At 63.3% G+C, this 23,576-nt stretch carries 25 protein-coding genes; 3 read left to right on the top strand and 22 right to left on the bottom strand.

Annotated features, from left to right (window positions below; all coding sequences use genetic code 11):
• Nucleotides 1-4: 4 nt before the first annotated feature.
• Together mtaB and ftsY are read left to right on the top strand one after the other, a co-directional pair.
• Nucleotides 5-1,270, top strand: a complete 1,266-nt coding sequence (mtaB, locus tag AC1RRT_RS12990; RefSeq protein ID WP_493014225.1) for a tRNA (N(6)-L-threonylcarbamoyladenosine(37)-C(2))-methylthiotransferase MtaB — start codon at nt 5-7, stop codon at nt 1,268-1,270.
• Entirely contained in the window at nt 1,267-2,202 is a 936-nt protein-coding gene (gene ftsY / locus AC1RRT_RS12985; protein ID WP_493014224.1) for a signal recognition particle-docking protein FtsY, read from the top strand. Before mtaB ends, ftsY begins: the two co-directional genes overlap by 4 nt.
• Nucleotides 2,203-2,211: 9 nt before the next feature.
• Here ftsY and AC1RRT_RS12980 read toward each other — a convergent pair whose 3' ends face one another.
• Complete coding sequence (locus tag AC1RRT_RS12980) at nt 2,212-2,751, bottom strand: NUDIX hydrolase (protein ID WP_493014223.1); 540 nt, start codon at nt 2,749-2,751, stop codon at nt 2,212-2,214.
• 186 nt (nt 2,752-2,937) lie between these two features.
• Between AC1RRT_RS12980 and AC1RRT_RS12975 the strand changes: the two genes are divergently transcribed.
• Nucleotides 2,938-3,417, top strand: a complete 480-nt coding sequence (locus tag AC1RRT_RS12975) for a MarR family winged helix-turn-helix transcriptional regulator (RefSeq protein WP_493014222.1) — start codon at nt 2,938-2,940, stop codon at nt 3,415-3,417.
• 13 nt (nt 3,418-3,430) lie between these two features.
• Here AC1RRT_RS12975 and AC1RRT_RS12970 read toward each other — a convergent pair whose 3' ends face one another.
• The 21 genes from AC1RRT_RS12970 to AC1RRT_RS12870 form a co-directional block, all read right to left on the bottom strand.
• Complete coding sequence (locus AC1RRT_RS12970; protein ID WP_493014221.1) at nt 3,431-4,735, bottom strand: FAD-dependent oxidoreductase; 1,305 nt, start codon at nt 4,733-4,735, stop codon at nt 3,431-3,433.
• Nucleotides 4,736-4,748: 13 nt separating this feature from the next.
• The gene (locus AC1RRT_RS12965; protein WP_493014220.1) at nt 4,749-5,543 is read right to left on the bottom strand and encodes an ABC transporter permease; all 795 of its coding nucleotides are present in this window, start codon (nt 5,541-5,543) and stop codon (nt 4,749-4,751) included.
• Nucleotides 5,536-6,309: an ABC transporter ATP-binding protein gene (locus tag AC1RRT_RS12960; protein WP_493014219.1), complete on the bottom strand. Its 774-nt coding sequence runs from the start codon at nt 6,307-6,309 to the stop codon at nt 5,536-5,538. Before AC1RRT_RS12960 ends, AC1RRT_RS12965 begins: the two co-directional genes overlap by 8 nt.
• Nucleotides 6,310-6,331: 22 nt before the next feature.
• The gene (locus tag AC1RRT_RS12955; protein ID WP_493014218.1) at nt 6,332-7,366 is read right to left on the bottom strand and encodes an ABC transporter substrate-binding protein; all 1,035 of its coding nucleotides are present in this window, start codon (nt 7,364-7,366) and stop codon (nt 6,332-6,334) included.
• Between the two features lie 123 nt (nt 7,367-7,489).
• Complete coding sequence (locus AC1RRT_RS12950) at nt 7,490-7,777, bottom strand: hypothetical protein (RefSeq protein WP_493014217.1); 288 nt, start codon at nt 7,775-7,777, stop codon at nt 7,490-7,492.
• Between the two features lie 112 nt (nt 7,778-7,889).
• Nucleotides 7,890-9,272 (bottom strand): c-type cytochrome biogenesis protein CcmI, encoded by a 1,383-nt coding sequence (ccmI, locus tag AC1RRT_RS12945; protein ID WP_493014216.1) that lies wholly within the window; start codon nt 9,270-9,272, stop codon nt 7,890-7,892.
• On the bottom strand, nt 9,272-9,739 hold the full coding sequence (locus AC1RRT_RS12940) for a cytochrome c-type biogenesis protein (RefSeq protein WP_493014215.1): 468 nt from the start codon (nt 9,737-9,739) through the stop codon (nt 9,272-9,274). The genes ccmI and AC1RRT_RS12940 overlap by 1 nt, the downstream gene beginning before the upstream one ends.
• Nucleotides 9,733-10,287 (bottom strand): DsbE family thiol:disulfide interchange protein, encoded by a 555-nt coding sequence (locus AC1RRT_RS12935; RefSeq protein ID WP_493014214.1) that lies wholly within the window; start codon nt 10,285-10,287, stop codon nt 9,733-9,735. Before AC1RRT_RS12935 ends, AC1RRT_RS12940 begins: the two co-directional genes overlap by 7 nt.
• 4 nt (nt 10,288-10,291) lie before the next feature.
• A complete protein-coding gene (locus AC1RRT_RS12930; RefSeq protein WP_493014213.1) occupies nt 10,292-12,268 on the bottom strand; it encodes a heme lyase CcmF/NrfE family subunit in 1,977 nt (658 codons plus the stop codon).
• Entirely contained in the window at nt 12,265-12,741 is a 477-nt protein-coding gene (gene ccmE / locus AC1RRT_RS12925; protein ID WP_493014212.1) for a cytochrome c maturation protein CcmE, read from the bottom strand. Before ccmE ends, AC1RRT_RS12930 begins: the two co-directional genes overlap by 4 nt.
• A complete protein-coding gene (ccmD, locus tag AC1RRT_RS12920) occupies nt 12,738-12,926 on the bottom strand; it encodes a heme exporter protein CcmD (RefSeq protein ID WP_493014211.1) in 189 nt (62 codons plus the stop codon). The genes ccmE and ccmD overlap by 4 nt, the downstream gene beginning before the upstream one ends.
• Nucleotides 12,927-13,008: 82 nt before the next feature.
• Nucleotides 13,009-13,743, bottom strand: a complete 735-nt coding sequence (locus AC1RRT_RS12915) for a heme ABC transporter permease (RefSeq protein WP_493014210.1) — start codon at nt 13,741-13,743, stop codon at nt 13,009-13,011.
• Between the two features lie 23 nt (nt 13,744-13,766).
• Nucleotides 13,767-14,432, bottom strand: coding sequence for a heme exporter protein CcmB (ccmB, locus tag AC1RRT_RS12910; RefSeq protein WP_493014209.1), 666 nt, complete (start codon nt 14,430-14,432; stop codon nt 13,767-13,769).
• Nucleotides 14,429-15,061 carry a heme ABC exporter ATP-binding protein CcmA gene (gene ccmA, locus AC1RRT_RS12905; protein ID WP_493014208.1) on the bottom strand — a complete coding sequence of 211 codons (633 nt, stop codon included), beginning with the start codon at nt 15,059-15,061 and terminating at the stop codon, nt 14,429-14,431. The genes ccmB and ccmA overlap by 4 nt, the downstream gene beginning before the upstream one ends.
• 30 nt (nt 15,062-15,091) lie before the next feature.
• A complete protein-coding gene (locus tag AC1RRT_RS12900; protein ID WP_493014207.1) occupies nt 15,092-16,411 on the bottom strand; it encodes a phenylacetate--CoA ligase family protein in 1,320 nt (439 codons plus the stop codon).
• Between the two features lie 22 nt (nt 16,412-16,433).
• A complete protein-coding gene (locus AC1RRT_RS12895) occupies nt 16,434-17,243 on the bottom strand; it encodes an ABC transporter ATP-binding protein (protein WP_493014206.1) in 810 nt (269 codons plus the stop codon).
• Nucleotides 17,244-17,304: 61 nt separating this feature from the next.
• Nucleotides 17,305-18,612, bottom strand: a complete 1,308-nt coding sequence (locus tag AC1RRT_RS12890) for an ABC transporter substrate-binding protein (RefSeq protein WP_493014205.1) — start codon at nt 18,610-18,612, stop codon at nt 17,305-17,307.
• 90 nt (nt 18,613-18,702) lie between these two features.
• Nucleotides 18,703-19,767, bottom strand: a complete 1,065-nt coding sequence (locus AC1RRT_RS12885; protein ID WP_493014204.1) for a branched-chain amino acid ABC transporter permease — start codon at nt 19,765-19,767, stop codon at nt 18,703-18,705.
• Between the two features lie 15 nt (nt 19,768-19,782).
• Entirely contained in the window at nt 19,783-20,667 is an 885-nt protein-coding gene (locus tag AC1RRT_RS12880; protein ID WP_493014203.1) for a branched-chain amino acid ABC transporter permease, read from the bottom strand.
• A gap of 13 nt (nt 20,668-20,680) precedes the next feature.
• A complete protein-coding gene (locus AC1RRT_RS12875; RefSeq protein ID WP_493014202.1) occupies nt 20,681-21,490 on the bottom strand; it encodes an ABC transporter ATP-binding protein in 810 nt (269 codons plus the stop codon).
• Nucleotides 21,487-23,496, bottom strand: a complete 2,010-nt coding sequence (locus AC1RRT_RS12870) for an AMP-binding protein (protein WP_493014201.1) — start codon at nt 23,494-23,496, stop codon at nt 21,487-21,489. Before AC1RRT_RS12870 ends, AC1RRT_RS12875 begins: the two co-directional genes overlap by 4 nt.
• Nucleotides 23,497-23,576: the final 80 nt, after the last annotated feature.

The raw sequence follows: 23,576 nt of genomic DNA, 5'->3' as shown, positions 1-23,576 counted from the left end.
TCCGATGACGGATGCCACGCGTGAAACCGCAGATGTCCTGAATTTCGGCTGCCGCCTCAACGCCTATGAAGGTGAGGCGATCCGCGCATCCCTGGCCAGGCATGGCCGCGACGACATCGTGGTGATCAACACCTGCGCGGTGACGGCGGAAGCCGAGAAGCAGGCGCGCCAGGCGATCCGCCGCCTGCGCCGCGACCGCCCCGATGTCCGCATCGTCGTCACCGGCTGCGCCGCCCAGGTCAATCCGCAGGCCTTTGCCGCCATGACCGAAGTCGATCATGTGATCGGCAATCGCGAGAAACTGGACGAAGACCTGTGGCGCGGCATTGCCGCCGCCAGCCCGCGTATCAGCGTGGGCGACATCCTGACCGATGCGCCAGCCGCGCTGCCCGCGGTCAGCCACTTTCCCGGCCGGCCGCGCGCCTATCTCGAAATCCAGCAGGGCTGCGATCATCGTTGCACCTTCTGCATCATTCCCTACGGCCGCGGCCCCAGCCGCTCGCTGCCGCTGGGCGCCGTGGTGGAACAGGCGCGCGCCATGACCGCGCGCGGCTACCGTGAATTCGTGCTGACCGGCGTGGATATCACCTCCTATGGTCACGACCTGCCCGGCCAACCGACGCTGGGGTCTGCCGTGCAGCGGCTGCTGGATCTGGTGCCGCAGATCGAACGGTTGCGCTTTTCCTCGCTCGATCCCGCCGAGATCGATGATGACCTCTATCGCCTCTATGCCGATGAACCGCGCGTGATGCCGCATGCGCATTTGAGCATCCAGGCCGGCGACGACCTGATCCTCAAACGCATGAAACGCCGGCACAGCCGCCAGCAAGCCCTCGATGTGGCCGCGCGACTGCGGCAGCTGCGGCCCGGCATCGCGCTAGGCGCCGACCTGATCGCCGGCTTCCCCACCGAAAGCGACGCCGCCTTCGAGCAGAGCCGCAGCCTGATCGAGGAAGCAAATCTCGCCTTTGTGCATGTCTTTCCTTACTCCCCGCGCCCCGGCACGCCGGCCGCGCGCATGCCGCAGTTGGCGGTCGAGTTGCGCCGCAGTCGCGCCGCGATCCTGCGCGAAACGGCGATGCAGGCGATGAACCGTTTTCTGCAGAACCGTATCGGCGTCGAAGCCAGCATCCTGGTCGAACAGAAAGGCCTGGGCCGCGACGAGACCTATGCCCCCGTCGCCCTGCCCGCCCACCTGGCGAAGGGCGACATCATTGCCGCACGCATTGCGGCCGCGCGCGACGGCAAGCTGTGGCTGGAGGCTGCATGAGTGAGTCAGACAAGAAGACCGGCTGGTTCGGCCGCCTCAAGGCCGGGCTTTCGCGATCGGCCGGGCAGCTAGGCGAGCAGATCGGCGCACTGTTCACCAAGCGCAAGCTGGATCAGGACGCACTCGATGAACTCGAAGAGACCCTGATCGGCGCCGATCTGGGCGTCGCCACCGCGGGCAAGATCGTCAAGGCCATCGCCAAGGACCGTTTTGACAAGGACATCACATCGGAGGAAATCCGCGCAGCGCTGGCCGAGTCTGTGACCGGCCTGTTGCAGCCGGTCGAAAAACCGCTGGAGCTGTCTGGCGAAAAACCGCAGGTGGTTCTGGTCGTCGGCGTCAACGGCGTGGGCAAGACAACCACGATCGGCAAGATCGCGACGCGCCTGCGCGACGAAGGCAAGAGCGTGATACTGGCAGCCGGCGACACCTTCCGTGCCGCCGCCATCGAGCAGCTGAAAATCTGGGGCGAGCGCGCTGGCGTGCCGGTGCTGGCCAGCGAAACCGGCGGCGATGCCGCCAGCCTGGCCTTCGACGCCCTTACACAGGCACGCGCACAGAGCCGCGACGTGCTGATGATCGACACCGCTGGCCGCCTGCAGAACAAGGCCGACCTGATGGCCGAGCTGGCCAAGATCGTGCGCGTGCTGAAAAAGCAGGTGCCGGATGCGCCGCATCACGTGCTGCTGGTGCTGGACGCCACCACGGGCCAGAACGCGGTGAACCAGGTCGCCACCTTCAAGGAAATCTGCGCCGTCAGTGGACTCATCGTTACCAAGCTGGATGGCACGGCGCGCGGCGGCGTCCTGGTGGCGATTGCCGATCGCTTCGGCCTGCCCGTGCATTTCGTCGGCGTCGGCGAACAGGCTGCTGACCTGCAGCCCTTCTCGGCCCGGGCCTTTGCCCGCGCTCTAGCCGGCCTCGACCAGTAAAGACCGGGATCAGTAGTTTCCCAATTCGCCCAGCGGATTGGTGAAAGTAGGGAAGCTCTGCTGACCTATCACCTCCTGGTACTGCTTCAGTGCCCAGTGCACCGAAGGGAAAGCGAGTTCGGCCCAGGGGATATCGGCCCACTTAAACAGCTTCACCTCCAGCGATTCCGGCCCGGCAGTGAAATCGGGGCTGACCAGCGTGGCGCGGTAGATCAGCTGCACTTGGCTGATGCGCGGAATGTTGTAAACCGCCAATAGCGCATCAATGAGTATCTCGGCGCAGGCCTCTTCCCTGGCCTCACGCATAGCGCCGGCTTCCGAGGTTTCCCGCTCTTCCATGTAACCGGCCGGTATCGTCCAGAACCCCTGGCGCGGCTCGATCGCCCGGCGGCATAAAAGAATATCCCCCTGATGGGTAACGACAGCACCCACCACAATCTTGGGGTTGATGTAGTGAATCCAGCCGCAATCGCCGCAAACCAGTCGCTCGCGATTATCATCCGCAGGCACCTGCTTGGAAAAACGGAAGTCTTTGGGGTTCTGCTGCATATCGGACCGATGCTTGCACTCTCAAGGAACGATGGTAACGAGTTTTCCCCAGCCTCCGCAAATTGTTGCGGGTTCCTCTGGACGAGAGGCCGTCGAATAGCGTTTTATCAGTGGACTGAGAAGCAGGGGTAACTCCTGCCCAGTAACAGGTAGGCTTGGATAAAAACATAAGAAAGGGGAGGTTCAATGTCGGGGGACAAAGCCGCCCATAATGCCGCCGGGGACACGCTCGGGGTATTCACGCTGCAGGATGCGCCGGGGCATCTGCTGCGACGCTGCCAGCAGCTTGCAGTCGATCTCTATACGGCTGAAGTCGGCAGTAACGGGCTCACGCCACGGCAATTCGCACTGCTGCTCGCGATTTACCAGAAGGCCGGCATCAGCCAGGTCGATCTGGTGCGCCAGACCGGCATCGATCGCTCGACCGTCGCCGAGATGGTGGCGCGCCTGATCAAGCGCGGCCTTCTGCTGCGACAACGTACCGAGGCCGATCGGCGCACCAACGCGCTGGCGCTGACGCCGGAAGGCGAGCGGCAGTTGCGCGCGGCCCAGCCAGGCGTCGCGCGAGCGCAGGATCGGATACTCGATCCGATCCCGAGCGCCAAGCGGGCCGAGTTCATCGCGCTGCTGCGTCAGTTGGTCGATAATCTGGAGGCGCGCGGCTAACAGCCGCCACTTTTCAGGGCTTGTCGCAACGCTGCAGGTTGTCGCTGAGCCGCGCCTGCAGCGCTGAGACATCGATCTGACGCACCGAGCCGGCGCCAGCCAGGTCAAGCGCCTGCGCCGCCGCCGCGCCCATGGCCACGCATGGCCCCATCACGCGCACCGAACTGAGCGCGGCAGGATCGCCGTCGATGCATCGGCCGGCCGCGACCAGATTATCTGCGCCCTCTGGCACCATGGCGCGGAACGGCACGTAATGCAGATGATCGTCGCCGAACTCTTCCCAATGCACATCCTCGGGCCGGTCATGCAGTTCGACCGGCCAGGAGCAGCGCAGGATGGCGTCGTCTGGCCTGCTGCCGTTGCGGATATCGGCGATGACGATGCTGTGCTGGCCGACGATCCAGCGCGTCTGGCGGATGCCAAGGAAGCCATACTGGCGCACGCGCGCGTCTGAAAAGACCACGGGGTATTCACCGCGCAGGAAATCAACCACACGGTCGGCCTGCGCGCGCCCTTCAGCCTGGGATGCCGCATAGCCTTCGGCATCCAGCGGCGTTTCCACATGTGTCATATTCACGGTCGCATGACCCTTACCCGGGAAGGCGAAAACAAAACCGTCCCGCCGCACCAAGCCGTATTTTTCACCCTGCTCGCCCAGCCGCTTCTGCACTGCCCAGCGATCGAGCTTCAGTGCCGCAGCCTCGTCAAAACCTTCCAGCGTGAACATCAGCGTGCCCATGATCGGGCTGACCGGCTCGCGGCAGGCAAATCCGGCAAGATAGCTGAGCGCGGCGTCGCCCGAGGCATCGACGAAGCCCTGCCCGTGCAGATTCACTGGACCGAAGCGGGTAGCAAGATCAAGCGCCGTGATGCGACCGCCATCGCGGCGCACCTGCAGCAGCGTCGCGCCAAGCAATACCTGGATGCCGGCGGCATGCACCGCCTGTTCTATCCAGCGTACCAGTGCCTGCTCCTGATAGAGCGGAATATAGGTATTGCGGCCCCGGCGCAGATGGAAAGCGCCGGCCTTTTTCAGGTGATCGAACATGTCGTCCACGATGCCGTAGACGACCTGATAGGGTTCGGGGCCGTTGGAATAGAAGCCGCAGAAGGTTCCGAGCATGGAGCCGGTCGACTGCCCGCCAAGCTGCTGCCCTGCATCGACCAGCGCCACCTTGCGGCCGGTCTTTGCCGCTTCCAGGGCTGCCGAGATGCCGCTGATGCCGGCGCCAACTACCACGATCTCGGCCTCCACCACCCGTGGCGCGACAGCGGCGTGGCGGACGATACGGGTTGCCGGGATCGGATAGTCATTCATCGCAGGAAATCCTTTACCGCCAGCGCAGCACGATCTTCTCGGTTAGGCTGAGCAATGCACTGACCGCGAGACCCAACAACGACAGCAGCACCACGCCGGCGACCAGCTGGTCGATCTGCATCAGGTTGCCCGCGGCCAGCACGAAAGCGCCGATACCAACCTGCGCGCCGATCATCTCGGCCGAGACAACCAGGATCAATGCAATCGAAGATGTAATGCGGAAACCGGCGAGGATGCCGGGCATGGCACCAGGCAGGATCACCTTGAAGACGATCATGCGGGTGGATAGCCCGAAGCTCTGTGCCATGCGGATCAGGTTGCGCGGCACATTGTCGACAGCTGAGAAGGCACTGACCACGGTGGGGAAGAAGACGCCCAGGCCAATAGTGGCGATCTTAGACGGCTCACCGATGCCGAACCACAGAATGAACAGCGGCAGCAGCGCGATCTTGGGGATCGGGAACAGCGCCGAGACGATGGGCAGGCCAACCGAACGCGCGACCACGAAAATGCCCATAGCAAAACCGATGGCGACACCAGTGATGCTGCCCAGAATCCAGCCCGAGACAATGCGCTTGAGCGACGCAGTGACATGGGCGACCAGCTTGCCATCGACCAGCAGCGCATGCAGCGCCTGCACAACGTCGCTGGGCGCCGGCATGAACAGCGGCGGCAGCCAGCCAAGCCGGCAGGCTGCCTCCCAGCAGCCAATGATCAACGCAAAGGCCAGCCAGGGCGCCCATCGTGCGGTGCCTGGCACGAAGCCAGCCCCACGGAAGGCAACGGCGTTGCGCGGTGCCTCAGGCATCCTGCATCTCCCGCTCGGCCACCTGAGCCTCCGCCTTGATCAGGCCCCAGAGTTCGTCATGCAGGCTGGCCAGCATGCCCGCATGTTCAGACTTCTGGCGTTCGGCCACCGGCACCGGCACCGAGACGATGCGCTTGATGCGGCCGGGTCGGCGTGACAGCACAACCACCTTGTCAGCCAACCGCACAGCCTCGTTCAGGTTATGCGTCACATAGAGCGTGGTGGTGCGTTCGCGCGCCCAGATCCGTATTAAATCTTCCATCAGCAGTTCGCGCGTCTGCGCATCCAGTGCCGACAGCGGCTCGTCCATCAGCATGACGGCCGGCTTCACGGCAATGGCGCGGGCGATACCCACGCGCTGGCGCATGCCGCCCGACAACTGCTTGGGCAGCGCACCGGCAAAATCGCTGAGACCGCAGAGTCGCAGCACTTCGGCAATCCGCGCTTCACGATCGGCTTTGCCGATCTTCTGGTGCTCCAGCGCCAGTGCGACATTGCCGGCCACGCTACGCCAGGGCAGCAGGGCGAAGTCCTGGAAAACGAAGGTGAGCGGATTGAGGCAGCCGGCCGGTGCATCACCCATGGTGGCGATGCGGCCCACCTGCTGCGGCAGCAGGCCGCCAACCAAATTGAGCAAGGTGGATTTGCCGCAGCCCGACGGCCCGATCAGGGCCGCGGTCTCGCCTTCGGCTACCGAAAAGCTGATGCCGTCAAGGACGGGCAGGTCGCCATAGGCGTAGCCGACATCCTCCAGAACCACCTGCATGACTGAAAGCCTGCTGCTGCGATTACTTCGGCAGGTCGAGATGACCCTTGACGAAGCTCAGGTCGATGAAGTCTTCCGCCTTGACCGATTTGTCGACCAGACCCTGCGCCTGCCCCCAGGCAACCTGGTCATAGATATTCTTCACCAGCAGGCGACCCTGCGGATCCATGTAATTGGCGGCCACTTTCACGGTATCGATGCTCGGCTTGGGCTCGACCCACTTTTCCAGGATCGGCATCACGGCCAGCGCTTTCTCACCGATCATACGGTTGCCCTGCGCATCCTTGGCCAGGAAGGCGGCGGCATAATCGGCCAGGCCCTTCTGGTAGGCGCGCACGAAGCGCTCGACCAGCGGGCGTTTCTCCTTGACGATCTTCGACGAGGCGAACAGCGCGCCAAGCTGCCAAGGCGTATGCTCATGTACCCAGCCGATGATCACGCCTGCGCCATCGTCCTGCAGCTTGATGGCATTGTTGGCAGGCAGGATCGTGGCATCGACCTGACCGCCGGCCAGCGCAGCCATCATGTTGGGGATCGACTGCACCGGCTTCATCTGCACAGAATCGAGCTTGAAGCCGTATTTGTCGGCCAGCATGCCGAGATTGTAGTGAAAGCTGGAGCCAACCGTGGTGACAGCCACACTCTTGCCAGCGAAATCCTTGGGCGAGCGGAAGCCAGCCTCATAAGCCTTCTTGCCAGCCACATAGGCAACGAAGTTGTAGCCCGGCTCCTCGCGGCTCTGGGCAGCGACCACCTTGAGCGCACCCTTGCCGGCCAGATTGAAGAAACCGCCGGTGAAGGCCGTCACGCCGAAATCGGCATCGTTGGAAGCGACAGCGACAGCCACTGCCTGCGCGGCATTGAAAATCTTGATATCGAGCTCGATGCCCTCGGCATCGAAATAGCCACGCTCCTTGGCGATAAAGACTGGCGCGGTGGAAATGAAGGGCAGCGCCGAGATCGTGACCTTGTCTTTCGGCTGCGCCAGCGCAAGGCCGGGCAGAACAAGAATGGCAGCGATGGCAATGGCGGTACGACGCGTAAAGCGCTTCAGCATGACGTTTCCCCGGATCGTTCGTATACGACGTTGGGCGCCAAGCTAGACGCCGGCTGAAACGGCGTCAATCAGAGCGGCCGTGATAAGCGGCCGCAGCAGGAATGCGGGGAAAATCGTCCGGGATCAGACGACGATATTGACGTGCTGGCCGAGATAGCCGCCGCGGGTCGGGATGGGGCGAGGCTGCGTCGGCGAGAAGGTCTGGGGCGCCAGCGGACGTTGCTCCGCGACCTGGGTGCGGATGGCGTTGTCGGTGTTGGCGAGCTGGGCGGCGAAGCTGTTCTTGACCGGGGCGGCGCCACCAACAGGAGCCTGCTGGGGAGCCTGGGGCCGGGCCGGAGCGACCGGACGCGTGCCGCCCTGCAGCTGCGAAAGAGCAGAGAGAAGATTATTGCTCGGAGCGATTGCCATGCCACCCAACCTGCGGACCGGAATGGTCCCTCAAACCCGAGGGCGATTACGCGCAGGACTCTCTTAAACAGGTGTTAACAGCACGGCCGGGTTATCGCCTGTTAAGCGGAATCTATCGGTTCAGGCTCGCCAGCCGCTCAGTCAGTTCCCGAGCCTCAGCCGAGTCGGGCGGCAGCAGAGCCAGCAGGCGTTTCCAGCGGCTGGCGGCAGCCGCCTTGTCGCCGGCCTCGTAAGCGCCCCGGCCGGTGAACCACAGCGCCTGGGGATGGTCCGGCGCACGCTCCAGAATCGCGCCGAATTCCGCCACCGCTTCGACCGGCAAGGGGGTCGTGCTGGTCACTGTGCCGCCGGCCAGGTTGAAGGCCAGGGCGAGGCGGGCGTCGATCCGGTCGGGCGCGGCAGCCACCGCGCGGCGTAGCGCCTCGCGGGCGGCATCGCCCTCGCCCAGCACCTCGCGCGCCCGGGCCAGCCGCAGCCAGCCGTCTACGTCGCCCGGATGGTCCTGGAGGCGCGTCGCCAAGCTATCGACCATGCCGCGGATCATGGCATTGCGGTCGTCCGCCGACATCTGCTGGGCGGCCTCGGCCTGCTCCCGCGTCGGGCCTATAGCAACAGGCGCGGGTTTGGGCGCAGGTACGGCCTGGGCCAGCGGAATACCCAGCCTCGGAGCCAGTTCGCGCAGACGGCCCTGCACGGTTTCAAGCCAGGGCGCATCGGCGGTGGCGTCAGCGGCGAGGCCGTACCAGTCGTCATAGGCGCCGCGGGTATCACCCTCCTGCAAGCGGGCAAGGCCCAGATAGTAGCGCGCGCCGGGATGCTGCGGGTCATGCTCCAGTACGGTGCGGAAATCGCGCTGCGCCGGCTGCGTCACGGAACCATCAGCCGCGAGCGTCAGCGCCTCGGCGCGATAGGCATAGGCCTCGGCGTCATTCGGATCGAGTTCAATCACCCGGGTGAATGCTTCGACGGCCTCGTCGGGCCGATCGGTCATCAGCAGGGAACGCCCCAGCAGCAGCCAGCCATCGGCGCGTTTCGGTTCCGCTGCCAGGCGCTCGCGCAACTGGAGGATCATCCGCTCGGTATTCTGGCGTATCTGTTCATTGCGCTCGGTCTGGGCGCGCGCCTCTTCCTGATTGATGAAGGCGGCCTCGGGCCGGCCCAGCATCAGATACAATCCGCCGCCCAGCGCCGGTACCAGCAGCATCACTGCGAGCAGTCCCGCCGTCGTACCGCCGGCCTTCGCGGGTCCCGCATCGACAACAGCATCGGCACGCAGCAGGCGGCGCTGGATTTCCAGTCTGGCCGCGCCGGCTTCGGCCTCAGTCAGCGCGCCACGCGCCAGCTCCTCGGCAATCTCGCTGAGTTGCGCCTTGTAGACGGCGATGTCATGCGCCTTGCGATCCGACTGCTCAGTCTGCTGCCGACGCAGCAGCGGCCAGAGCAGGATCACCAGCGCAAGAACAACCAGCAGTGCAAAGCCAAGCCAGAGCAGCATCAGCGCGGCTCCTCGTTCTTCAGCAGGGCCGCCAGCCGCTTCTGCTCGGCAGCATCCAGCGCCACGGCAGCAGGCGCCGGCGCCCGGCGCTGCCGCCGGTACATCATGGCAATCACGCCGCCACCGACCAGCAACAGGACTGCCGGCCCGAGCCAGAGCAACCAGGTCTGCATGGTGAAACGGGGCTTGAGCAGCACCCATTCGCCGTAGCGGGTGACCAGGAAATCAAGGATGGCAGAGTCACTGTCTCCGGCTTCCACGCGCTCGCGCACGATGCGGCGCAGGTCGCGCGCCAGCGGTGCATTGGAATCCTCGATCGACTGGTTCTGGCAGACCAGGCAGCGTAACTCCCGCGACAGCTCACGAGCCCGCAGCTCCTGTGCCGGATCGGCCAGACGGTCATCCAGATGCTGGGCTGTTGCCGGTAGAGCGATCAGCAACAGGACAAAGACAAGCGCTTTCAGCATTTCACCTTGCTCGGCCGGCCGGCCTTAAGGTCGCGCAGCAGCGGCCGGATCTTGTTGTCAAGGTCATATTCCATCAGCGGGCCGACATGCTTGCACACGATCTGGCCTTCGCCATCAACCACGAAGGTCTCCGGAACGCCATAGACACCCCAGTCGATGCCGACGCGACCGCTGCGGTCGGCGCCGGTGCGCGTGAAGGGATCGCCCAGCTGGTCGAGCCATTTGGCGACATCCGCCGGGTCGTCCTTGTAATTCAGGCCATGGATCGCGGCGAGATCATCGCGTTTCAACGCCATCAGCAGCGGATGCTCGACCCGGCAGGGCACGCACCAGGAGGCGAAGACATTCACCACCTGCGGCTGGCCGGATTTCAGATCGGCAGTCGACAGTCCCTGCGTGCGCCCCTGCACTGGCGGCAGGTCGAACTGCGGCACCGGCTTGCCGATCAGGGCGGAGGGAATCTCACGCGGATTGAGCGTCAGGCCAACGGCAAGGCCGAGGCCAATCAGCAAAAACAATCCGAGCGGAACCAGATAGGACAGACGCATTGACCTACTCCGCCACCCCTGCCGTCGCACGGCGACGCAGCGGCGCACCGACACGCAGGCGACGGTCGCTCAAGGACAGGAACCCGCCCAGAGCCATGATGAGCGCGCCGAGCCATATCCACGAAACCAGCGGCTTCCAGTACAGACGCACAGCCCAGCCCCGCGCCGCATCGCCCTCACCCACCACGGCATAGAGATCGGCCAGCGGTGAGGAATGAATAGCAGCCTCGGTGGTTTCCATCGGCGGCTGCTGGTAGCGGCGCTGGGCCGGCAGCATCTCACGCACGACGACACCGCCTTCGATCACCTCGAAACGGCCCTGCATGGCGGTATAGTTCGGGCCTTTCAAGGGTGTCACGCCATGAAAGCGGTACTGCACAGGGCCGACGCTGACGACATCGCCGGGCTTCATCACCTGTTGCACTTCCACCTGCCAGGTCTCGGATACCGTGATGCCGAGCACCAGCAGCGCCACGCCCAGATGCGCCACCGTCATGCCCCAGGCGGCACGCGGCAGGCCGCGGGCACGCTGTAGGCTATCGGCAAACGGCGCTGCAAAAAGCCTGACGCGCAACGCCAGCTCGCAAAGCACGCCAAGCCCGAGCCAGGCGACAAGACTCAGGCCGAGCAGCGCCATGAAACTGCGACCATCTAGCATCAGCAGTCCAATGCAGAGCGCCACGATCACGGCAACGGCAGCTGGCAGCAGCCGAACAAGCGCAGCGGTTAGATCTCCACGCTTCCAGGCCAGCAGCGGGCCGATCGCCACGGCAGCGACTAGTGGCGTCATCAGCGGCACAAACACCGCATTGAAATATTGCGGTCCGACAGAAACCTTGGCGCCGTTAATGGCATCCAGCGCCAGCGGATAAAGTGTGCCGAGCAACACTGCGGCGCAGGCCACCGCCAGCAGCAGGTTATTCAGGATCAATGCGCCTTCACGGCTGAGCGGGGCAAAGACTCCAACGGCCTGCAACTCAGGCCCGCGCCACGCATACAGCACAAGACTTCCACCGACGACCAGCGCGAGGAAAGCGAGAATAAAAACGCCCCGCGTTGGATCGCTGGCAAAGGCATGCACCGAATTGATAACCCCCGAACGCACCAGGAAGGTGCCAAGCAGGCTGAGGGAGAAAGTCAGAATAGCCAGCAGCACGGTCCAGCTTTTCAGAGTGTCGCGCTTTTCCACCACGATGGCGGAATGCAGCAAGGCCGTGCCGGCGAGCCAAGGCATGAACGAGGCGTTTTCCACGGGGTCCCAGAACCACCAGCCGCCCCAGCCCAGTTCGTAATAGGCCCACCATGAGCCGAGCGCGATGCCGATGGTGAGGAAGCACCAGGCCGCCAGCGTCCAGGGCCGCACCCAGCGCGCCCAGGCCGGATCGACGCGCCCCTCGATCAGGGCGGCGACGGCGAATGAAAACGCCACCGAGAAACCGACATAGCCGAGATAGAGAAACGGCGGATGAAAAGCGAGGCCAGGATCCTGTAGCAACGGATTGAGGCCGCGACCTTCCAATGGCGCCGGCAGCAGGCGCGCGAAGGGATTGGAAGTGAAAAGGATGAAGCTCAGGAATCCGACGCCGATCAGACCCTGGATACCCAGCACGCGCGCCTTCAGTGTCGCCGGCAGATTGCCACCGAACAGCGCAACCGCGGCGCTGAAGATTACCAGGATCAGGATCCACAGCAGCAGCGACCCTTCATGATTGCCCCAAACGCCGCTGATTTTATAAAGTATTGGCTTCAGGGTGTGAGAGTTCTCGGCCACATTCAGTACCGAGAAATCCGAGGTCACATAGGCATAGGTCATGCAGCCGAAGGCGAAAGCGACCAGCACTGCCTGGCCCATGGCCGCCTGCGGCGCCATCGCGATCCAGCTCTGGATACCGCGCGCCGCGCCGATCAACGGCAGCAGTCCCTGCACCAGCGCGAGACAGAGCGCCAGGATCAGCGCGATATGACCAAGCTCAGGAATCATGATCCGGGCTTGCGGTCTGGCGCCTTGCCGTCGTTATGCCCCTGCCCTTCATTCCATTGTCCGGATTTCTTCAGGGCATCGGCCACTTCTGGCGGCATGTATTTCTCGTCGTGCTTGGCCAGCACTTCAGACGCAATGAAGACACCCTGCGCATCAAGCCGGCCATTCGTCACCACACCTTGCCCTTCGCGGAACAGATCGGGCAGCATGCCAGTATAGCGTACATTCACAGTATTGCGCAGATCGGTGACGACGAACTCGGTCACCAAGCCATTCTTCTTCACGCTGTCCTGCAGCACCAGGCCTCCGAGACGGAACCGCTTATCGGGCTGGACCTGCTTTTCAACCATGTCGGATGGCGAATAGAAAAAGACGAGATTGTCGTTGAAGGCCGACAGCACCAAGGCAACAGCGACACCAAGGCCGCCAACCAGGCCGAGCACGGCCATCAGGCGTTTCTGCTTGCGCGTCATGCCCCGGCTCCGTCGCGGCCGGCATCCTGCCGCGCCTCGGCATGTTCACGCTCGGCTGTCTTCATGGCGGCGCGGCTTTGCAGCGCCAGGCCGATCAGCACGACCAGCGCCAGGGCAAAAGAAGGCCAGATGAAGGCCGCGTGCCCGCCCATGGCCAGGAAGTCGCCCAGCGAACCCCAATACACGGAATAACCCTTTGTTTCTTCTGGCCCCTGCGGCCACCCAGCGGAAAATACCGCCTTACGCCCCCGCCGGCTACCCCGGCTGCTAGCCGGCGCGGCGATCCGTCGCGGCGCTGAACCGCAGGATACGGGCCTGGCGGCTGAGAATTTCCGCCCGCACCCGCAGGCTGAGCAGCCAGACGTAGTAGCCCTTGGCGCCAATCGCCATGATCAGCAGCGGCCAGAGGATATCGGCATGGATTTTCGGGCCCGACAGGGTCAGCACGCTGGCCGGCTGGTGCATGGTGTTCCACCAATCCACGGAAAACTTAATGATTGGCAGGTTTATCACGCCGACCAAGGCCAGGATGGCGGCCGCCCGGCCGGCACGCGCGGGATCGTCGAAGGCCTCCCAGAGCGCGATATAGCCAAGATAGAGGAAGAACAGGATCAGCATGGATGTGAGCCGGGCATCCCATTCCCACCATGTACCCCACATCGGTTTGCCCCAGAGCGAGCCGGTAATCAGACAAATGATCGTGAAGGCCGCGCCAATGGGCGCCGAGGCCTTGGCCACCAGTTCGGCCACCGGATGCTTCCAGATCAGGGTCACGCCCGAGGCCACCGCCATGGAGGCATAAATGAACAGCGCCATCCAGGCGGCCGGCACATGCACATACATAATGCGCGCCGTATTGCCCTGCTGGTAGTCCGGCGGCGCATAAAGCAGGCCCCAGACCAAGCCAATTCCCAGGCCGAGCACGGCCACGCCGGCGGCCCAGGGGCGGATAACCGCCATCAGGCGCAGGAAACGGGCGGGATTGGCTAGGGCGTGGAACATAGGCTGAGTATATAAGCTGCGGATTATTCGAGGGCCAGCTTGATCGCGCCGGCAATGGCGAAGGGACTGAGCACGACGGCCGCCGCCAGGAAGGCACCGAGCAGCAGCAGGTGCGGCGTGGCCGACAGGCCATATAGCGAAGCCTCCACCGCACCGACGCCGAAGATCAGCACGGGAATCACCAGCGGCAAGGTCAGCAATGGCACCAGCACGGCGCCCCGCCGCGCCCCCAGAGTCAGCGCCGCACCGATTGCGCCGATCAGGCTGAGCGACGGCGTACCGAGCAGCAACGCCAGCAGCAGCACCGGGATGCCGGAAGCCTCCATGTGCAGCAGTAGTGCCAGGACAGGCGCGATCAGGCTCAGCGGCAATCCGGTGGTGAGCCAGTGCGCCAGCGTCTTGGCCAGTGCAACAAGGCCGAGCGGCAGCGGCGCTTGCGCCAGCAGATCGAGCGTACCGTCCTCCTGATCGGTCTGGAACAGGCGATCAAGTGACAGCAGGGCAGCCAGTAGCGCCGCGACCCAGATTACCCCAGCGGCAATGCGCGCCAGCATCTGGGGCTCCGGTCCCACGCCAAGCGGGAACAGGCTAACAGCCAGCACGAAGAACAGCAGTGTGGTAAGCATCGCGCCCTGTGCACCGAAGCCCAGGCGCAGGTCGCGCATGACGATGGCGAGGAAGGCGTTCATGCCAGCCGGCCCTCGGGCAGATCCAGTTGCCGCGCGGTGGGCAGCGGCACAGCAATATGGCTGGCCAGAATGATCATGCCCCCGCGCTGTCGATGCGCCTCCAGAATGGTGCCCAGCCATTCCGTGGCCGCAGAGTCGAGCGCATTGGTCGGCTCATCCAACAGCCAGAGCGTCGCCGGACTTATCAGCAGACGAGCCAGCGCCAGACGGCGTTTCTGGCCGGCCGACAGATAGCGCGCAGGCAGTCGCTTCTGACGCGACAGGCCCGCAGCGTCCAGCGCCGCGACGGCCTGCGTTTCTGCGGCATTCACAGCAGCGCCATGCAACTGCGCAAAGAAAACCAGATTCTCGACCGGGGTCAGTTGCGGCTTTACCGCGTCCTGATGGCCGAGATACAGCAGTCGGGCACGATGGGCCTCGGCGTCATCCGCCACCGGCACATCGTTCCACAGCACGGCGCCGGTCGCCGGCTCCAGGAAGCCCGAGAGCAGGCGCAACAGGCTGGATTTGCCGCTGCCGTTCGGGCCGCGCAGCAGCAGCGCCTCGCCGGCAGCGAGGCGGAAGCTCAGATCGGAGAAAAGCTGACGCTCGCCGCGGATGCAGGCGAGTCCTTGGACTGCCAACGCCATGATGCGGTGGAGTTTAGCGGTTTCCGGTCCTTACTGGTAGGTACGGAGGTCGGCGATCACCTTGCCGTCATTCGGCAGACTGCCGGTCGCCGCCACCTCGACCTGGCCGCGCAGCTTGCAGACCGCCTGCACGGTCTCCGCCACGGCCTTGCTCAAGGCGGCAGCATCGCCCTTTTTCAGCTCGATTTTCAGCACCATGATATCGACATTGTTCTGCGAGCTGACCTCCAGCCGGGCCCTGGCCACCTCGGGGTGACGGGCGGCGACCTGGGCGATCTGGCCCGGCGTGATGAACATGCCCTTCACTTTCGTGGTCTGGTCGGCGCGGCCCATCCAACCCCTGATGCGGGTGTTGGTGCGACCGCAGGGGCTGGCGCCCGGCAGCACGGCCGAAAGATCGCCAGTGGCGAACCGGATCATCGGATAGACAGTGTTGGACAGCACGGTGACCACCACCTCGCCCACTTCGCCCGGCGCCACCGGATCGCCGGTGCCCGGCCGCACAATCTCGACGATCACATCCTCGTCCAGGATCATGCCTTCCATGGCGAAAGACTCGTAGGCAACGAGGCCAAGTTCGGCCGTGCCGTAGGATTGCAGCACATCGACACCAAACGCCTTGAGCTCGGCGCGCAGCGACGGCGGCAGCGCTTCGCCGCCGACCAGCGCCTTTTTCAGTGACGTCACAGGCTTGCCGAGCTCGCGGCCTTTCTCCAGCAGAATCTTCAGGAAGGACGGCGTGCCGCAATAGACGCGCGGCTGCAGTTGCGCGATGGCATCGATCTGCAATTCCGTATTGCCGACGCCGGCCGGAAAGACCGGACAGCCGATGGCATGCGCCGAACCCTCGGTCAGTCGACCAGCCGGCGTGAGATGATAGGAAAAGGTGTTGTGCACCAGATTGCCGGGGCGGCAGCCGGCTGCCCACATGGCGCGGCCAAACCGGAATGGGTCCTTCGATTTTGCCGTCGGATGCGGATAGGCTTCATACAACGGTCCAGGCGACTGGAAGTAATGCGCAATCTCGCCCGGCTTGGCGGCTTCGAGTCCCCCCAAAGGCGGTTTGGCCTTCTGGCGCGGCCCCAGATCGGATTTACGCGTGACCGGCAGCTTCGCCAGCTCGGCCAGCGAGGTGAGCTTGCCCGGTTTCACGTCTTTCAGTAATGCGCGATAATACGGACTGGCTTTCCTGGCATGCGCGACCAGCGCCTGCAGAGCAGTCAATTGCGCCTTTAGACGGGCAGCAGGCTTCCGCGTCTCACGCCTGTCGAGATATTCATCCGCACGGACCTTGCTTTTTGCCCGGGGCTTCGCCGGCTTCTTGACGGCCTTTTTCACTGCACGCGCCACACTTGTCTCCTCGAGAATAAAATCAGGACAGCCAGCGCTTGCGGCGGCGATAATGCTTGGTATCGCGGAAGCTCATGCGCCCGCCCGAGCCAAGACCCAGATAGAATTCCTTCACGTCGGAATTCTCACGCAGCTTATCGGCTGGACCATCCATGACGATGCGGCCATTCTCCAGGATATAGCCGTAATCAGCATAGCGTAGCGCCATATTGGTATTCTGCTCGGCGATCAGGAAACTGACGCCGGTTTCCTTATTCAGCTTGTGCACGATCTCGAAAATCTCCTCCACCAGCTGCGGCGCCAGGCCCATCGAGGGCTCATCCAGCAGAATGGTGTCGGGCTTGCTCATCAGCGCGCGACCGATCGCCGTCATCTGCTGTTCACCGCCCGAGGTATAGCCGGCCAGCGACTTGCGGCGCACCTTCAGGCGCGGGAAGTACGAATAGACCATCTCGAGGTCGCGCTCGATTGCCCTGTTACCGTCGCCGCGGGTATAGGCGCCAGTCAGCAGGTTGTCCTCGATAGTGAGATGGGCGAAGCAATGCCGGCCTTCCATCACCTGGATCAGGCCTTTCTTGACCAGCGCGGAGGGATTGAGCTGGTCGATACGTTCGCCATGATAATCGATCTGGCCCTTGGTGATATCGCCTCGTTCGGCACGCAACAGGTTGGAAATCGCCTTCAACGTCGTGGTCTTGCCGGCGCCATTGGCGCCCAGCAGGGCAACGATGCCGCCCTTGGGCAGCTGCAAGGACACCCCCTTCAGCACGAGGATGACATGATTGTAGATCACCTCGATATTGCTGACGGAAAGCAGCGGCTGGGCTGTCATGGGCGGCTCGGTTCGAAGAGTAAGAAAATCCCCGCCGGCGAACCGGCGGGGATGGCTTGGCTTACGACTTGGCGCAGGAGCGCGAGGGGATGTTCTTCTCGCGCTGATACTGTTCCGCCCCAGCCAGATACAGCGGCATCAGTTTCTGGTTCTCGGGTGCAAGCCAGTCGCTGACGGTCTTCCACTTGTCGCCCTCCCACTGCACGATCAGCATCTTGCCGTCGCCCTGATGGTTGTCGCAGGAGATCTTGATCGGCTGGATCAAACCCTTCAGACCAAGCTTGGTGAGCTTGTCGTCCGTCAGGTTGATGTTCTCAAAGCCCCAGCGGGACTGTTCGCCATCCATCACCTTGTTGCCGTACTGCGCCTGTGCGGCGCGCAGAGCCTCGGTGGTGAACATGGCGTTCAAGATACCACGCACATAACCGATTTCGCCCAGATGCTTGCCGTTCTGGCTGGCCAGACCCTTGTCGACCAGGCGAGTCTTGATCTGCTTCAGCACTTCCAGATCACGATCGGCGCTGTGGAAGGTCAGGCCGCGGAAGCCCTTGGCGGCTGGACCGGCTGCCGTTACATCGCTGTCCTGCGAGGTGTACCAGCCGCCGAGAATCTTCTCACGCGGGAAGTTCACCGCCGCCGCTTCCTTCAGCGACACAGCATTCATCGCGCCCCAACCGGTGAGGAAGACGAAATCCGGACGCATCTGCCGCACCTGCAGCCAGATCGACTTCTGCTCCAGACCCGGCGCCGGGACCGGCACCAGCTCGAGCTGGAAGCCGAGTTCCTGTGCATAGTTCTGCAGAACCGGGTTGGGCTCCTTGCCATAGGGAATGTCGATGAAGACATGGGCAATCTTCTTGCCCTTCAGCTTGTCCTTGCCGCCAGCTTCCTTGGCGAAGAACTGGATTGCCGCCGAAGCGCCAGACCAGTAGGTGACCGGGGCGTTGAACACCCAAGGGAAGATGTTGCCGACCATCGCCGAGGCGCGGCCATAGGCCATCGAGAAGATCACCGACTTGTCGGTCGGCGCGCGGTCGATCAGCGCATAGGTGATACCGGTGGAATACGGGCTGAAAATCGTACCGCCCATCGCCTTGAGGCGTTCATAGCATTCGACGCCGCGCTCGGTGTTGTACTGGGTCTCGCACTCCTCGACCTTCAGCTTCACACCATTGAGGCCGCCGTCGCGGTTGTTCAGCAGCGCGATATAGTCGGCAAAGCCGTCAGCCGTCGGCGTACCGCTCGGCGCAAACGGGCCGGTGCGATAGACCATCGACGGAATCAGCTGTTCCTGCGCCGAAGCGGTATAGCTCGCCCCGAGCAGCGTTACGCCAGCCGCAAGGGCCAGGCACCAATGTTTGGCACGCATTTGTAGTCCTCCCATTTGTCCCGTCCGTTCAGGCGGGTTGAGTGAAACCTAACACGCGATACAGGCCCGACAAAGCCGGGTTTACGCACTTCAGTACGGAAATGGCCAAACCCGGAGCTTTTCCTTCGTGATCTGCCACAGGCGGGCAAGGCCGTGCGGCTCGACGATCAGGAAGAAGACGATCATCGCGCCGAAAACCATGAATTCAGTATGGGCAATCGCGGCCGTCGACATGTCGAAGCCGATCAGCGGCAGGCCACGCGTCAGGAAGATCGGCACCAGCAGGATGAAGAAGGCGCCGAGGAAGCTGCCCAGGATGGACCCCAGACCGCCGATGATGATCATGAACAGCGCCTGGAATGACAGATTGATATTGAAGCCGTCAGGCTCGGCCGAACCGAGATAGACAAAGAAATACAGCGCACCGGCAACGCCAATGTAGAAGGACGACACGGCGAAGGCAGTGAGCTTGGCCACCACCGGGCGGATGCCGATGATCTCGGCGGCGATGTCCATGTCGCGGATCGCCATCCACTGCCGGCCTGGATTGCTGCGCACCATGTTCTTGGCCGCCAGCGCCAGCACCGATACGACGCCGAGCGCGAACAGGTATTTCTCCACCGGCGTATCGATCACCCAGCCGAACAGGTCCATGCGCGGCACGGTGATCACGCCGGAGGGATTGTGGTTGGTGAACCAGCCGAACTTGACGAAGACCCAGGGCAGGAAGAACTGCGCCGCAAGCGTTGCCACCGCCAGATAGAAGCCTTTGATGCGCAAGCTGGGCAGGCCGAAGATTACGCCGACCAGCGCCGCCACCAGGCCGGCGAGAATGAAGGCCACCAGCAGGTTCAGCTCGGGGACGCGGAACACCAGGTTCCAAGCCGCCACTGCGCCCACGCCCATGAAGGCGCCGGTGCCCAGTGATACCTGTCCGCAATAGCCGGTCAGGATGTTCAGGCCCAGCGCCGCCAGCGCCATGCACAGGAAGGGAATGATGAGCGCGGTATACAGATAGTCAGTCGCCACCACCGGCACGCCGAAAACGGCCACCAGCATCAGCAGCGCGAAGAAGATCCGATCCTGCGGGATCGTGAAGATCGCCTGATCGGCGGGATAACTGGTCTTGAACTGACCGGACTCGCGATACAGCATCCGCTTCGCCCTTCCCTAGACGCGCTCGATGATACGTTCGCCGAACAGGCCCTGTGGCCTGATCAGCAGGAAGCCCAGCGCGACCACATAGGCAAACCAGTTCTCGATGCCGCCACCAAAAAACGGCCCGATATAAATTTCGGCCAGCTTCTCGCCGGCACCCACGATCAAGCCACCGACGATAGCGCCGGGGACGGACGTGAATCCGCCCAGGATCAGCACGGGCAGCGCCTTCAGCGCCAGGCCGACAATCGCCGGCTGCACACCCAGCTTGGACCCCCACATCACGCCGGCAACCAGGGCGACCATGCCGGCGATGGCCCAGACGATGATCCAGATCACATTGAGCGGAATGCCGACCGACTGCGCCGCCTGGTGGTCATCGGCAACCGCCCGCAACGCGCGGCCGATCCGGGTCTTCTGGAAAATCACCAGCCCGGCCAGCAGCGAGCCGGCGACCAAGGCCGCCCAGAGATCGAAGGACTGGATCAGGATATCGCCATCCATCAGCAGGATCGGATCGGTGGGGATGCCAATATCAAGCGTCTGCACGCCCGAACCCCAGATCGACTGACCAAAACCGTCGATGAAGAACGACACACCGATGGTGGCCATGAACAGGATAATGCCTTCCTGGTTGACCAGATGGCGCAGCACCAGCCGTTCGATGGCGACCGCCAGCAGTACCATCACGCCCAGGGTGAGGATGATGGCGAGCCAGATCGGCACCCCCTTCTGCAGGAAGCCGACAAAGAACAGCCCGGCGAACAGCACCATGGCGCCTTGAGCGAAATTGAACACGCCAGACGCCTTGAAGATCAGCACGAAACCAAGCGCGACCAGGGAGTACATCACCCCGGCCATCAGGCCGCCGATCAGGACTTCGAGGAAAAATGCCATCCGTCCGTCCGCCCTAATGCTGCACGCCGAGATAGGCGTCAATGACATCCTTGTTGTTCTTGATCTCGTCGGGCGTGCCGTCGCCGATCTTGCGGCCGTAATCCAGCACCACCACGCGGTCCGAGATATCCATCACCACACCCATGTCATGCTCGATCAGGCAAATGGTGGTGCCGAACTCGTCGTTCACATCCAGGATGAAGCGGCACATGTCCTGCTTCTCTTCCAGGTTCATGCCTGCCATCGGCTCATCCAGCAACAGCAGTGTCGGTTCAGCGGCCAGCGCGCGCGCCAGCTCGACGCGCTTCTGCAAACCGTAGGGCAGCCGGCCAACTGGCACCTTGCGGATCGCCTCGATTTCCAGGAAGTCGATGATTTTTTCGCAGAAGGCGCGATGCTCGATCTGCTCGCGCTCGGCCGGCCCCTTGTAGAAGGCCGAGGCCAGCAGGCCGGATTTCATCTTCAGCAACCGGCCGGTCATGATGTTGTCCAGCGTCGACATGCCCTTGAACAGGGCGATATTCTGGAAGGTGCGGGCGATACCCTGCTTGGCCGCCTCATGCGGCCGCATGCGTTGGCGCGGCGTGCCCTTGAAGGTGATGGTGCCTTGCTGCGGATGATAGAAGCCGTTGATGCAGTTGAGCATCGAGGACTTGCCGGCACCGTTCGGCCCGATGATGGCCAGCACCTCGCGCTCGCGGATTTCAAAACTGATATCGGTGAGAGCCTTCACGCCACCGAAGCTGAGCGAGATATTCTCTACCTTCAGCATGACATCGCCGATGGTCTTGCCAGTCTTTTCGGCCATCATCGCCGTCATCATCCCACCTTCCGCATGGCGCTCTGGACCGCCACGTCATCGATTCTGAGCTGGGCCTTGAAGCTGCCAGTGCGGCCATCCTCGAAGGTAATTTTCGCATCCACCGCAACATCGGGCTGGCCACTGTACAGCGCCTCGATCAGGTCGCCGTAACGTTCGGCGATGGTGCGGCGGCGCACCTTGCGGGTGCGCGTGAGTTCGCCGTCATCGGCATCCAGCTCCTTGTGCAGGATCAGGAAGCGGCGGATCTGGCTGTCGACCATCGAGCTGTCGGAAGCCAAGTCGCGGTTGACCTGCTCGATACAGCCCTTCACCAGCGCATAGACCTCGGGCCGGCCGGCAAGATCGGTATAGGAAGTGTAGGGGATGGCCCTGCGCTCGGCCCAGGAACCGACGGCCGCCAGATCGATATTGATGAAGGCCGTGGCATAATCGCGCTGATTGCCGAAGACCACCGCTTCCTTGATGGAAGGGAAGAACTTCAGTTTGTTCTCGACGAATTTCGGGGCGAACAGCGCACCGCTGTTGAGCCGGCCGACATCTTTGGCGCGGTCGATGATGCGCAGATGGCCATTATCGGTGAACACGCCTGCATCGCCGGTATGCACCCAGCCCTCGGCCGTCTTGGTCTCGGCCGTGGCCTCCGGGTTCTTATAGTAACCAACGAACACGCCGGGGCTGCGATACATCACCTCGCCCGTCTTCTCGTCGATATACAGCTCGATGCCGGGACCGGGCGGGCCGACCGTATCGGCCTTCACGTCGACATCCGTATGCAGGCAGAGATAGACCGTGCTTTCGGTCTGGCCATAGAGCTGCTTCAGGTTGATACCGAGCGCCCGGAAGAAATCGAAGATATCCGGCCCGATGGCCTCGCCGGCGGTATAGGCCAGGCGCAGGCGACTGAGTCCCAGAACGTTCTTAAGCGGGCCGTAGACCAACAGGTCGCCGAGAGCATAGAGCAGCCGGTCGACGATCCCCACCGGCTTCTTCTCCAGGATGTTGCGACCGGCGCGCTTGGCCACGGCGATGAAGTATTTGAACATTCCGCGTTTGAAGGCCCCCGCGTCTTCCATGCGGATCATCACGGTGGCCAGCAAACCCTCGAAGATGCGCGGCGGCGCGAAGAAATAGGTCGGTCCGATCTCGCGCAGGTCGGTCAGCACCGTCTCGCCCGATTCCGGGCAGTTGACGCAGAAGCCGGCGATCGTCGCCTCGGCATAGGAGATGAAGTTGTCGCCCACCCAGGCCAGCGGCAGGTAGGCGAGAATCTCATCCTTCTCGTTGATGCGATCGAAACTTATGGCCAGATTGGCCGAGCGCACGACATTGTCCTGGCTCAGCATCACGCCCTTGGGGCGGCCCGTGGTGCCCGACGTATAGCAGATCAGCGCGAGGTCACTGCCCTTGCCCTGGTCGATTTCGGATTTGAAAAAGCCCTGGTTTTGCTGGCCGTAGGCGCGACCGCTCTGCATCACCGTATCCAGGCTGTGCAGGAAGGATTGCGTGTAATGCCGCATGCCGCGCGGATCGGAAAACAGGATCAGTTCCAGATGTGGCAAGCGGTCGCGCACCGACAGCAGCTTGTCGACCTGCTCCTGATTCTCCGCCAGCACGAAGCGGGTCTCGGCATGCTCGAGCACATACTGGACCTCGTCGGCCACGCTGTCCTGGTAAACCGGCACCGGCACGCCGCCCAGCGCCTGGATCGCCCCCAGCGTCCAATACAGCTGCGGGCGGTTGTCGCCGATGATCGCCATCTTGTCGCCGCGGCGCAGCCCCAGCGCCTTCAGGCCGCCGGCAATGGCTTCAACCTGCTGGGCCACCTCCCCCCAGGTCCAGCTTTGCCAGATGCCAAGGTCCTTCTCCCGCATGGCCGGACGGTCGCGGCGGTGCAGCGCATTGTAGGCGAGGTATTTCGGGACGGTGTCACGCCCCAACGGATCGCGGCCATGGGACTCGTCCCCATGCGCCCCGTGCCCGCCGGTATTCACCGACGTCTCGGACATATTCGCCTCCTCAAACGCGGTGCAGCCGTAGCCATCACCGTCATTAGTTACATCGTTGATAAGGGCACGGACCTTTACCC

Source organism: Ferrovibrio sp. GW821-FHT12B10, assembly GCF_058807515.1.
This window is presented reverse-complemented; position numbering and strand designations above follow the sequence as displayed.